This window comes from Actinoplanes sp. 13 (assembly GCF_056134165.1).
Window position 1 is genome coordinate 1 of record NZ_JBVYOQ010000059.1, and the last position, 10,751, is coordinate 10,751.

Annotated in this window: 11 protein-coding genes and 1 pseudogene; 8 read left to right on the top strand and 4 right to left on the bottom strand. The window is 73.2% G+C overall.

Annotated elements, in window-relative coordinates; all coding sequences use genetic code 11:
- The 3 genes and pseudogenes from AC0NH5_RS42710 to AC0NH5_RS42720 all read right to left on the bottom strand — a co-directional run.
- Positions 1–113: pseudogene (locus tag AC0NH5_RS42710) on the bottom strand (sulfate adenylyltransferase subunit CysD); the annotation flags it as partial.
- Positions 88–831 carry a thioesterase II family protein gene (locus tag AC0NH5_RS42715; protein WP_474414167.1) on the bottom strand — a complete coding sequence of 248 codons (744 nt, stop codon included), beginning with the start codon at positions 829–831 and terminating at the stop codon, positions 88–90. The pseudogene AC0NH5_RS42710 and the gene AC0NH5_RS42715, both read right to left, overlap by 26 nt.
- Positions 828–1,556 carry a sulfotransferase-like domain-containing protein gene (locus AC0NH5_RS42720; RefSeq protein WP_474414169.1) on the bottom strand — a complete coding sequence of 243 codons (729 nt, stop codon included), beginning with the start codon at positions 1,554–1,556 and terminating at the stop codon, positions 828–830. The genes AC0NH5_RS42715 and AC0NH5_RS42720 overlap by 4 nt, the downstream gene beginning before the upstream one ends.
- A 272-nt stretch (positions 1,557–1,828) precedes the next feature.
- On the opposite strand from AC0NH5_RS42720, the gene lysW reads away from it, so the two are divergent.
- The 8 genes from lysW (at position 1,829) to AC0NH5_RS42760 (ending at position 9,446) form a co-directional block, all read left to right on the top strand.
- A complete protein-coding gene (gene lysW / locus AC0NH5_RS42725; protein ID WP_474414171.1) occupies positions 1,829–1,993 on the top strand; it encodes a lysine biosynthesis protein LysW in 165 nt (54 codons plus the stop codon).
- Positions 1,990–2,847 (top strand): lysine biosynthesis protein LysX, encoded by an 858-nt coding sequence (lysX, locus tag AC0NH5_RS42730; RefSeq protein ID WP_474414173.1) that lies wholly within the window; start codon positions 1,990–1,992, stop codon positions 2,845–2,847. Before lysW ends, lysX begins: the two co-directional genes overlap by 4 nt.
- The gene (gene argC, locus AC0NH5_RS42735; RefSeq protein ID WP_474414175.1) at positions 2,844–3,887 is read left to right on the top strand and encodes an N-acetyl-gamma-glutamyl-phosphate reductase; all 1,044 of its coding nucleotides are present in this window, start codon (positions 2,844–2,846) and stop codon (positions 3,885–3,887) included. Before lysX ends, argC begins: the two co-directional genes overlap by 4 nt.
- 60 nt (positions 3,888–3,947) lie before the next feature.
- Positions 3,948–4,796, top strand: coding sequence for a [LysW]-aminoadipate kinase (locus tag AC0NH5_RS42740; RefSeq protein ID WP_474414177.1), 849 nt, complete (start codon positions 3,948–3,950; stop codon positions 4,794–4,796).
- Positions 4,793–5,905, top strand: coding sequence for a [LysW]-lysine hydrolase (locus AC0NH5_RS42745; RefSeq protein WP_474414179.1), 1,113 nt, complete (start codon positions 4,793–4,795; stop codon positions 5,903–5,905). Before AC0NH5_RS42740 ends, AC0NH5_RS42745 begins: the two co-directional genes overlap by 4 nt.
- Before the next feature lie 3 nt (positions 5,906–5,908).
- Positions 5,909–6,748 carry a transketolase gene (locus tag AC0NH5_RS42750; RefSeq protein ID WP_474414181.1) on the top strand — a complete coding sequence of 280 codons (840 nt, stop codon included), beginning with the start codon at positions 5,909–5,911 and terminating at the stop codon, positions 6,746–6,748.
- Entirely contained in the window at positions 6,745–7,728 is a 984-nt protein-coding gene (locus tag AC0NH5_RS42755) for a transketolase family protein (protein WP_474414183.1), read from the top strand. The genes AC0NH5_RS42750 and AC0NH5_RS42755 overlap by 4 nt, the downstream gene beginning before the upstream one ends.
- A 170-nt stretch (positions 7,729–7,898) precedes the next feature.
- A complete protein-coding gene (locus tag AC0NH5_RS42760; RefSeq protein ID WP_474414185.1) occupies positions 7,899–9,446 on the top strand; it encodes an FAD-dependent monooxygenase in 1,548 nt (515 codons plus the stop codon).
- A gap of 45 nt (positions 9,447–9,491) precedes the next feature.
- Here the strand turns inward: AC0NH5_RS42760 and AC0NH5_RS42765 are convergent.
- Positions 9,492–10,751 (bottom strand): thioesterase domain-containing protein (locus AC0NH5_RS42765; RefSeq protein WP_474414187.1); only part of this gene is annotated, 1,260 nt, incomplete at its 5' end.

The window sequence follows — 10,751 nt, forward strand, 5'->3', positions numbered from 1 at the left end:
TCCTTACCACCGGAGAACAGCAGCACCGGCCGCTCGAACTCCGCCATCACCTCCCGCATCACGAAGATGCTCTCGGCCTCGAGAACCTCAAGATGCGAGGTGCGATATGTCATGTGACATCTCCCGTTCCAGCAGGTCCATCAGGTTCGCGGGCGCGGACAGGAAGTCGTAGTGGCCGCCGTCGAGCACCGTCGACGTGACCCGGCCGTACGGCTCCCATGTGGTCATCAGCTCCACCGGGATCTCCACGTCACCCGACCAGCCGAGCGCGTGCACCACGCCGGGCAGCGTCACAGGCTCCGGCAGCCGGTATGCCTTGTTGGCGGCGAGGTCGGCCTTGAGCACGCCGAGGTTCATCTCGACCAGCTCCCGGTTCGGGGTGCCGCCCATCGCCACGAGGAGCCGGTTCAGCTCGTCGATCAGCTCCTCGTCGGTGAGGGTGAGGAACCGGCCGAACGGCCCGCGGTGCGGCGCCACCTGCGACGAGACGAAGGTGCGCGCCGGGGTGGGCAGGCCGGCGGCGGCGAGACGCAGGGAGGTGGCGACGGCGGCCAGGGCACCCCCGCAGTGGCCGAAGAACCCGAACGGCCGGTCCAGGTACGGCTCCAGGCCCTCGGCGAGTGCCTCCGCGAGATCCTCGTACCGGCCGAAGTGCGGTTCCCGCAGCCGGTTCTCCCGGCCCGGGAGCTGGACCCGGCACAGCTCGACGTCGCCGACGGCGGTGGGCCATCGCGCGTACATCGAGGCGCCCATCCCCGAGTAGGGGAACAGGAAGAGCCGGGCCGGCGCCTCGGTCTGCGGCCGGCGCAGCAACCAGGGCGAACGGCTCATGACGGCACCACCCGGTGGGCGTGCAGCTTCTCGTAGAACGGCAGGTGGTGGGCCAGGTACTCGCGCAGCACCGGGTCGGCTTCGACGTCCACGTCGTACGCCCGCTGCTTCTGGTGGAATCCGCTGCTGGCGCCGGCGTCGGCGTGCCAGCGCTCGCTGGGCCGCCATTCCGGCCGGTTCTCCGGCCGCCAGCTGAGCGTCTCCTCCCGGAACGGGATCCCGACCTTGTCGCAGTAGCCGCGTACGACGCTCAGCGGGTCGGCGACCAGGTCGTCGGAGTCGATGACGACCGGCGGCTCGCCGGTGGCGTCCCAGACCGCGCGGAAGATCTCGTACTGCGCCTCGACGCCGATCTGGTGACGCTGCACCGCCGGGTTGATGGCGTGATACGACGCGATCGTCGCCAGGGGATGACGAATGATCATGGTGTGTTTCGCGTCGGTGGCCAGGAACGCCCGGTCGGCGAGCACGTCGGGATAGCGCTCGTCGGTGGTGTCCTTCACGAACAGCGGCGCCCGGGCGCCGAGCTCGCGCAACGCGGCGATCAGGGCCACGCCGTCGTGCAGCTCGCGGTCCTGGACCTGGACCTTGCCGAACTCCGCCAGATAGGAGAACGGCTCGTGCAGGACGGCGAAGTCACCGCGCTCGCACATCATGCGGAAGAAGGCGGTGGAACGGCTGCGGGGCGCGGCCCACAGCATCAGGATTTCCGGCAGGTTCTCCACGACACTCCTCATCGGTCGCCGGCTCGGGGGCCGAATCCAGTCACGCATGACCCCGAAGTGCTGTAAAGCGGGCTGAGGGCAGATCCGACATGGCGTCCAGCGACCTCAACGCCACGTCCGCACGCCTGCAATGGACCGCCGCTCCGGGTCAACGGCAATCGACGATCGCATTCGTCACGGTGATGGACGCGCATCTCCGTCGACGCGGGTTCTACTTTGCTCGGCAGCCGGCCGGAGCCGGAGGAACCGAACACACGAGAGGCGGGAAGCACATGATCAGCTGCCCGGAGTGCGACTCGAGCGTCACCCTCGCGGCGACGCCGCGGATGAGCGAGATCCTGGAGTGCGGCGACTGCGCCAGCGAGCTGGAAGTGGTCTCGCTGGACCCGACCGCCGTCGCGCTGGCCCCGACGGTCGAGGAGGACTGGGGCGAGTGAACGCACCGGTCGCCGTACTCGCCTCCCGGCTGCGCGCGGACGAGAAGCGCATCCTCGACGCGTTCGACCGCCGTGGCGTGGCATACGACTATCTCGACACCCGGACGCTGTGGCGGACGCTGCAGCAGCCGGCCGGCGAGCGCCGGCCGGTCGTGCTGAACCGCGAGATCGGACTGGCCCGGGCGGTCAACGCCGCCCGGCTGCTGGAGGCGGCCGGCGTCCCGGTGCTCAACTCGGCGCAGGCGATCGAGGTGTGCGGCGACAAGTACCGCACCTCGGTCGCCCTGCACCAGGCCGGCCTGCCGACACCGCGGACGGCACTGGCGCTGACCCCGGAGGCGGCGCTGGAGGCGCTCGACGACATCGGCTATCCGGCGGTGCTCAAACCGCTCAGCGGGTCGTGGGGGCGGCTGGTGTCCCGGCTGCGCGACCGTGAGGAGGCCGAGACCGTGCTGGAACACGTGGCGGCGCTGCCCAGCCCGCAGGCCCACATCATGTACGTGCAGGAGCTCATCGCCACCGGCGACCGGGACGTCCGTGCCGTGGTCGTCGGCGGGGAGGTGCTCGGGGCCACGTACCGCCACGGTGCCGGCTGGCGTACGAACGTGGCCCGTGGCGCGCAGGCGCAACCCTGCCCGCTCACCCCCGAGCTGGCGAAGCTGGCGGCCGAAGCCGCCCGCTGCGTCGGCGCCGACATCGCCGGCGTCGACCTGCTGGAGGACGGCGACGGCGGCTGGCTGGTGCTGGAGGTCAATGCCGGTGTCGAGTTCTCCGGGTTCCACACCGCGCTGGGTGAGCAGGTGTCGGTCGCCGACCGGATGGTCGACCTCGTACTAGCGAAGGCTGAGCAATGAACGAGCGCAGGATCCGGGTGGCGGTGGCCGGGGCGTCCGGCTACATCGGCGGCGAGCTGCTGCGGCTGCTGCTGGATCACCCGTACGTCGACGTCGTCCTGGCCACCTCCAACTCCTTCGCCGGCAAGCGGGTGCACAACCCGCACCCGAACCTGCGGGGCCGCACCGAGCTGACGTTCGGCCCGCACGACAGCCTCGGCGACGCCGCGGACCTGGACGTGCTGTTCCTGGCCATGCCGCACGGCCACACGATGACGAAGATGCCGTGGTACCTGGAGCGGGCCGGCGTCGTGGTCGATCTGGGCGGCGACTTCCGGCTGCGGGACCCGGCCGGCTATCCGCGCTACTACGGTACGGACCACCCGCACCCGGACCTGCTGTCCTCGTTCGTCACCGGGCTGCCCGAATGGCACCGCGACGAGCTGCGCACCAGCGACCGCATCGCGGTGCCGGGCTGCATGGCCGCGGCCGGCATCCTCACCGTCCGGCCGCTGGCCGAGGCCGGGCTGCTGGACGGCCCGGTCCTCGTCGACGCCCGCACCGGGTCCAGCGGCTCGGGCGCCGCCGCCGGCTCGGCCAACCTGCACGCCGAGCGCAGTGGCGCCATGCGGGTCTTCGCGCCCACCCACCATCGGCACGAGGCCGAGATCGCCCAGGCCACCGGGCTGCCGGTCCGGATGACGGCGACCGGCGTCGAGGCGGTGCGCGGCGTGCAGGTGCTCTGCCGCGCGGCCCTGGTCCCCGGCACCCGGGAGACCGATGTCCGCGCCGCGTACCGCAAGGTCTACGCCGATGAGCCGTTCGTCCGCGTGGTGGCGCAGAAGACCGGCACCTACCGCCTGCCCGAACCGAAGATCCTGGCCGGCTCCAACTACTGCGACGTCGGTTTCGCGGTGGGCGGCGACGACCAGGCAGTGCTCATCGGCGCACTCGACAACCTGGTCAAGGGCGGCGCCGGCAACGCCGTCCAAGCCATGAACGTCCGCTTCGGCTGGCCCGAGACCACCGGTCTCGGCTTCCCCGGCCTGCACCCCAACTGAGCATCCCGACCCGACGCTGTCACCTTCCGACGCTGTCACGATCCCGAGGAGAACGACGCGATGCCTGAGACAATCGTGGTGAAGTGCGGCGGCAACGCCGCCGTCGACGTCCGGCTCATCTGCCGTGACATCGCCGGACTGGCCGGAGGCGCGGACCGGCTGGTGCTGGTGCACGGCGGCTCGGCCGACATCGACCACCTCGCCGCCCGGATGTCCGTGGCGTCGCGGCGCCTGGTCGCGCCGGACGGTGTGTCCGCGCGCTACACCGACCGGGAGATGCTCGAGGTGGTGCAGCTGGCCCTGGTCGGCCGCGCCAAGCCCCGCCTGGTGACCGAGCTGATGCGCCTGTCGGTCCCGGCGGTCGGGCTGACCGGGCTGGACTCAGGGCTGCTGCGGGCCCGCCGCAAGAGCGCCCACCGGGCCATGATCGACGGGCGCCGGGTGGTGGTCCGCGACGACCACAGCGGCCGGATCATCGATGTCAACGCCGGACTGCTGGAAGCCCTGCTGGACACCGGCCACGTGCCGGTGATCTCCCCGCCCGCGCTGGCCGAGGACAACGAGCCGGTGAACACCGACGCGGACCGGGCCGCGGCCGCGGTGGCCGCCGCCCTGCGGGCGGACACGCTGGTCCTGCTCACCGGCGCGCCCGGCGTTCTGGACGATCCCAAGGACGAGACTTCGGTACGACCGGTGTGCGCGGTTCCCGCCGACGGCCCGCCGCCGGTGCGCAGCGGCGGCATGGGTCTCAAGCTGGTGGCCGCCCGGGAGGCGCTCACCGGCGGCGTCGGCCAGGTGATCATCTCGGACGGGCGGCGCAACGACCCGGTCCGGGCCGCCCTGGCCGGCGAGGGCACCCGCGTCGTGGTCGGTGACCACCAGCCGGTCGGGGCCGGGGCATCCCGATGAACTCCTCGGGAGACGGCGACACGTTCGCGGTCGGCCTGCTGCGCAGCCTGGTCGAGATCCCGTCGCCGTCCTACAGCGAGGCCCGCGCGTCCGAACACCTGGTCGAGGCGATGCGCACGCTGGGCTTCACCGCCCACGTCGACCGGGCGGGCAACGCGGTAGGCGTGATCGACCGCGGGCCCGGGCCGACCGTCATGCTGCTCGGGCACATCGACACCGTTCCCGACCAGATCCCGGTGCGCGCCGAACAGAACCGGCTCTACGGCCGGGGCACCGTCGACGCCAAGGGGCCGCTCGCCGCCATGGTGTGCGCCGCCGCGACCGCCCACGACTACCGCGGCCGGATCGTGGTCGTCGGGGCGGTCGAGGAGGAGACGCCGCTGTCACGCGGCGCGGTCCTGATCCGCGACACCCATGAGCAGCCGGACGCGGTGATCATCGGCGAGCCCAGCGGCTGGGACACCGTGGTGCTCGGCTACAAGGGCAAACTCGACCTTCGGTACCGGGTGTCCTGCCCGGCCACCCACCCCAGCAGCCCCGCGCCGAAAGCCTCGGAACACGCCGCGGCGGCCTGGTCGGCGCTGCTCGACCTGCTCGGGCGCGACCGGATCCGATCCAGCTTCGACGCGCCCTGGCCCTGCCTGGTCGCCATCCGCGGCGACCTGGTCGAGGCCGAGGCCGAGATGAGCGTGCGCACCCCGCCCGGCTTCGACGACGACGCGCTGGTCGAGGCGTTGCGCCGGCGGCTGCCCGACGGCGACCTGCGGGTGATCAACACGATTCCCGCGGTCCGCAGCCCGCGCGACACCCCTGTGGTGCGGGCGCTGGCGGCCGGCATCCGGGCCCAGCAGGCCCGTCCCGGCTACAAGGTGAAGACCGGCACCTCCGACATGAACACCCTGGCGGCCCGCTGGGACGTGCCGATGGCGACGTACGGCCCCGGCGACAGCCGGCTCGACCACGCCGACGACGAGCACATCATCCTCACCGACTATCTGCGCGGCATCGGCGTGCTGCGGCACGCGCTGACCGAACTCGCCGACCTCGCGCCCGCCACCCCGCGACGCCACCTGACCCTGGCCAATGCCCACGAGCAGACGGGGGCCTGAACGATGACCGACCTGGAACTGGACGAACGCTGCCTGCGGGTCCGCGAGACCATCGTGCGGATGTGCGCCAACCCCGAGGGTGGCCACCTGGGCGGCTCGATGTCGCTGGTGGAGATCCTCATGACGCTCTACCACCGGGTGATGCGCATCGACCCGGCCCGGCCCACCGCGCCCGACCGCGACCTGCTGATCCTGAGCAAGGGCCACGGCGCCATCGGCCTGTACGCCGTCCTCGCCGACCGTGGCTTCTTCCCCGCCGACTGGACCGACCGGTACGCGGCCACCGACGAGCCGCTGACCGCGCACCCGACCACGGCGGTGCCCGGCGTCGAGATGCCGACCGGGTCGCTGGGCCACGGCCTGTCTCTGGGCGCCGGGTTCGCCCTCGACTTCAAGCTCTCCGGCAGCGACCGGCGCTGCTTCGTCGTGCTCGGCGACGGCGAGTTGCAGGAGGGCTCCAACTGGGAGGCCGCGATGGCCGCCGGCCAGCACGGCCTGGACCGGCTGGTCGCCGTCGTCGACCGCAACGGCCTGCAGATCAGCGGCCGCACCGAGGACGTGGTCACGCTGGAGCCGCTGGTCGAACGGTGGCGCAGCTTCGGCTGGGAGGTCGTCGAGGTGGACGGCCACGACCTCGGCGCGCTGAAGGCGACCCTGGGCGCCGCGCCCCGGCAGAGCGGGAAGCCCACCGTCGTCATCGCGCACACCGTCAAGGGCAAGGGCCTGCCGTTCATCGAGGGCCAGACCAACAGCCACTACGCCCGGCTCACCGGGCGGACCCAGAAGCGCGCGCTCGCCGTCCTGGGAGCAGCCCGCCGCCGCCGAACGGAGCAGCCGCAATGACTCTGACCGCCACCCAGCCCGAGGCCGCGGCACCGGTGACGCCCGCGGCGCCCCCGCCGCCCCGCGAGGTCCACCGCGATTTCCTGATCGAGCTGATGGCCCGTGACCAGCGGGTCGTCTGCCTGGACAGCGACACCGGCCTGTTCAACGGCGTCGATTGGGGCCCCGCCGCCGACCGCTACATCAACCTCGGCATCGCCGAGCAGAACATGATGTCGGTCGCGGCAGGTCTCGCCAAGGCCGGCCGGATCCCGTACGTGCACACGATGGCCACCTTCGCCACCACCCGCGCGCTGGAGGCCGTCAAGCTCGACATCGCCTACAACAAGCTGCCGGTACGCATCGTCGCCACGCACGGCGGGCTCTCCGCCGGCCACTACGGCACCTCCCATCTGAGCCTGGAGGACCTGGCCGTGATGCGGATGCTGCCCGGCATGACGGTGCTCGTCCCGTCGGACGCGGCCACCGCCCGCGAGCTGGACCGGGCCGGCGCCTGTCTGCCCGGCCCGGTCTATCTGCGCCTGGGCCGCAGCGGCACCCCCGACCTGCCGCCGGACACCGAGCCGGCCCGGATCGGCCGGGCCCGCAGGATGCGCGAGGGCGACGACGTCACGCTGGTCGCCACCGGCCCGTACCCGGTCCTGGCGGCACTGGAGGCCGCTGCCCGGCTGGCGGACCACGACGTGTCGGCCGGGGTCCTCGACATGCACACGGTCAAGCCGCTCGACACGGCCGCCCTGGTGATCGCGGCCGAGCGCACCGCCGGCGTGGTGACCGTCGAGGAGCACTGGGCGGCCGGCGGCCTGGGCTCGGCGGCCGCGGAGTGCCTGGCCGAGCTGGGACTGCCCCGCCCGGTGCGCCGGGTCGCGGTCGGCGACACCTTCGCCCGCGGGCGCGGCAGCCACAAGCACCTGCTCGCCGCCAACGGCGTCACCGCCGAGGCGATCATCGAGCAGGCTTTGGAGGTCGTACGCCGCTGACCCTGCCGTATGCCAGGGGTGTCCCTCGTTGCTCGGCCCAGCGGACCGCCGGCGGTCGGCGCCGTGGTGGGTAACTCCACCGGGATCGCCGAACGTACGCTGATCGCGCCATCCGGATCGGTGGAGACCACCCGGCCGCCGCCTCCGCGAAGAACGGGTCGAGGAGCACCGTGGACAGCAGTGACACGAACGACGCCGCCGTCATCGTGGCCGGGATGGGCCCGGTCGGCGCGGTGCTCGCTCTGCTGCTCGGCAGCCGCGGCGTGCCGACGGTGGTGGTCGAACCGCAGGACCAGCCGTACCCCAAGCCGCGGGCCGCGGTGCTCGACATCGAGGCGATCCGCCTGCTGACGGCGCTGCCCGGGCTGCCGCCGCTCGACGAGTGGGCGACGCCGCTGGCCCGCAACGGTGTCGTCGACCCGGCCAACCGGCCGCTCCTCATGGTCGACCAGACCGCCCGGGCGTACGGGCACCCGCAGATCGTGCGACTCGACCAGCCCGCCCTGGAGGCAGCCCTGCGGTCGGCCGCCACCGCGACCGGCTGCGTGCAGGTCGTCGCCGGCCGCAGCGTGCGTGACGTCGAGCAGCACGACGATCGGGTGACCGCGGTGCTCGACGACGACCGGCGACTGACCGCACAGTGGCTGGTGGGCTGCGACGGCACGGGCAGCACCGTGCGCACCGCGGCCGGCATCGGCTTTCCCGGCACGACGTTCGCACAGCCGTGGCTCGTCGTCGATGCAGCCGTGCGGTCCGGCGCCGGCCCCACACCGGGGGTGGGCGGTGGCACCGACGGAGCCGCGGCCCTCGCGTTCGTGGCCGACTCGGCGCGCCCGGCGGTGGCCATGTCGCAGCGCGACCGGTGGCGGTGGGAGTGGATGGTACTGCCGGGCGAGGACCCGCAGGTGATGGCCGCTCCGGCATCGGTCCGGTCGTTGATCGGCGACTGGGTCCCGCCCGCCGACGTGGACGTCCAGCGGGCCGCCGTGTTCACCTTCTACGCCCGGATGGCCGACCGGTGGCGGGCCGGACGGGTGCTGCTGGCCGGCGACGCCGCCCACGCCATGCCGCCGTTCGCCGGTCTCGGACTCAGCATGGGCGTGCGGGACGCTGCCGCCCTGGCCTGGCGGCTCGCCGATGCGATCGCCGGCGATCCGCGGGCAGTCGACGGTTACGAGGCGGAGCGCCGGGTCGACGTCGAGCAGTCCACGGCGCTGGCGCTGCGCATCGGCCGGGTGGTGCAGACCCGTGGCCGGACGACGATGCGGCTCGTCCGGGCCGTGCTGCGGACCTTGGCGTCGATGCCGGGCCCTGCGGGCCCGCGTCGGCGGCCGGCCCATGCCCGCGCGCCGGCTCCCGCGCGCCGTGGCAGGACCGCTGCCCGGTGCCGGGCGCGTCCTTCCCAATCCCCGGGTCAGTGTCCAAGGCGGACCACCGACGCGGCTGGACGAGGTTCTCGGATATCGCTGGGCCTACATCGGGCACGGCTGCGATCCGCGCACCGTGGTCGCCGAGGTGCCGGACGACGCGGTGGTCCTGGCGCTGGGCCATCCCGGCGCGGCGCCCGGCTGCCTGCCCGTCGACGACCTCGACGGCCTTCTGACCGGTCGGCCGGGCAGCGTGACGGTGGCCCGCCCGGACCGCTTCCTGCACGGAACCCTGACCGCACGGTCCCGCTGACACCACGGATTCCCCGGCGTGTCCGCGTGCGGGAGTGAGACGGTCGCCGCCTCGCCGAGGCGGCGACCGTCGTGGTGCTCCGGTCACGCCGTGGCGGCCAGGACGCCGTCCAGGACGGCTGCGACCCTGCCGAGCTGCGGCTGGTGCAGCACGGTGTGGTGGGTGCCGGGCACCGCGTGGTGGCTGAAGACGTCGCCGGCGTGGTCCGCCCAGGCGTCGGCCTCGTCGTCCGGCTCGTCGGCCGCGCTGATCAGCACGACCGGCACCGGGCACGGGCGGAGCCGGTGCCGGGCGAGCATCCGGGCGTTGGCGAGGAACACCTCCACCCGCCGGTGCAGGTCGTCGCGGATCCCGGTGGGCACCAGCCCGTCCGCCTCCAGCAGCTCCAGCACCCGGTCGGCCCGCTGCCGTGTGTCCAGCCGGGCCAGCTCGGTGGTGTCCAGCTCCGGCGGCCGCGCGCCGGCGATCCCGGCCACGTCGCGGGCGAAGGCCACCAGCAGGGCGAGGTCCGTCTCCGGCCGGGACCGGCCGGGCACCGAACTGTCGATCAGCACGACGGCGGGGACGTCGCCGCCGGACTGCCGCAGCCGGGCCGCGACCTCCAGGGCCAGAACCCCACCCATCGACCAGCCGGCCAGGCGGTACGGACCGACGGGGTACGCGCGGCGGATGGCGTCCGCGTAGCGTGTGGCCACCGCGGTGAGCTCGTCCGCGGGCGGCTCCCCGTGCAGGGCGGGATCCTCGACCCCGACCACCGGCGCCTCGTCGGTGAGGGCCGCCGCCAACGGCTGGTACGGCGCCACCGAACCACCGACCGCGTGGATGACGAACAGCGGCGCGCCGGTGCCGGGGCGCAGCGTGACCAGCTCCGTGACGTCCCCGTCCACGTTCCCGTCTTCGTCTCCGTCGACGAGCCGGGCCAGCCCGGCCAGCGTCGGCGCGGCATAGAACCGGCGGATGTCCAGGTCGGTGTGCAGCTTCTCGCGGACGGCGTTGCGCAGCCGCACCACCTGCAGGGAGTTGCCGCCGAGGTCGAAGAAGGTGTCCGTCACGCCGATCGCGTCGAGCGGCGCCCCGAGCAGGTCGTGCCAGATCGCCGCGAGGTCCCGCTCGGTGCCGGTGCGCGGCGGGGTGTGCTCGTGGTCACCGGCGTGCGGGGCCGGCAGCCGCTTGTGGTCGAGTTTGCCGTTGGCGGTCAGTGGCAGCTCGTCCAGCTCGATCACCTGGGTCGGGACCATGTGCAGCGGCAACCGCCGCATCAACTCTTCCCGGACCCCGGCCGACCTGCCGACCACATAACCGATCAGTGCGGCCTGCGGGCTCCCGGGCTGGTCGACGGTGAC